General features: G+C 58.2%; 1 protein-coding gene. It reads left to right on the top strand.

Translation table 11 applies throughout. The features are described from left to right. Positions 1 to 122: 122 nt before the first annotated feature. Positions 123 to 653 carry a hypothetical protein gene (locus tag P792_RS23505; protein WP_152530132.1) on the top strand — a complete coding sequence of 177 codons (531 nt, stop codon included), beginning with the start codon at positions 123 to 125 and terminating at the stop codon, positions 651 to 653. Positions 654 to 791: the final 138 nt, after the last annotated feature.

Below are 791 nucleotides of genomic sequence, written 5' to 3'. Positions count from 1 at the left end.
CCAGAAAACCGATCCGACGTCGCAGGTTACCTGAGGGCGACCTTTGCAGATCTCGCGCATAAAGAAGGCGACCATTGAGTAGGGCCGCGCCTCACCTGCAAGTCAAAGAACTCGCGGTTATCGTGGCGGTTACAGCGGGTGAGAGCGTTCACCTAAGAGCGCCGTTCCACCCCGACCTGGCATACCGGGCGCGGGGATATAGGGGACGTTGGATCCCGGACATAAATGCCTGGAGCTTCGAGCGGGCATACGAGCACAACGTGCGCGGCATATGCATGTCCATCTGGGGGGTGGATGGGTATCCGGAACGGTTCGAGGATTTGTGCGATCTCGAGATCGTCGTATCCGCGTGCGACACGCCGACCGAACCCTTCTATCGCCTCAATAGCGATCTCTATCTGGGTGGGCGCCATATCGCAGGGGTACTCAGAAAGCCCTGTATCGTGCGCCCTGGAAAACAGGTGAGCTATCGCAAAGGCGGCCCCGTCTTTCACAGGGAGGGCGCAGGCTGGTGGTTACAAGTTCCAGGAGGATCAGAGTTTGTGATCCATCAGGTGCCGCGCATGGCCATACCCTATTTCGAGCGTTGCCTTGAAGGCCATGGCGTATTGCGCGTGCTGAGCCCGTCCGCTGAGCGATGCCGGAAAGAATAGACGTTCATTACTCACGCATCGTCCGCACTGCGTCGGCGCAGAATATACTCGGGTCTGCGATAGGGGATAACCCGATGTAATCTCGCCGTACTCTCGTCAGTATATGGCTTCCCATTGGCCGACCATTGCCAGAGACGT

Source organism: Asaia sp. SF2.1 (assembly GCF_000505765.1).
Taxonomy (GTDB): domain Bacteria; phylum Pseudomonadota; class Alphaproteobacteria; order Acetobacterales; family Acetobacteraceae; genus Asaia; species Asaia bogorensis.
Note: the sequence above shows the minus strand (reverse complement) of the source record. Positions and strands in the feature narration are given on the sequence as shown.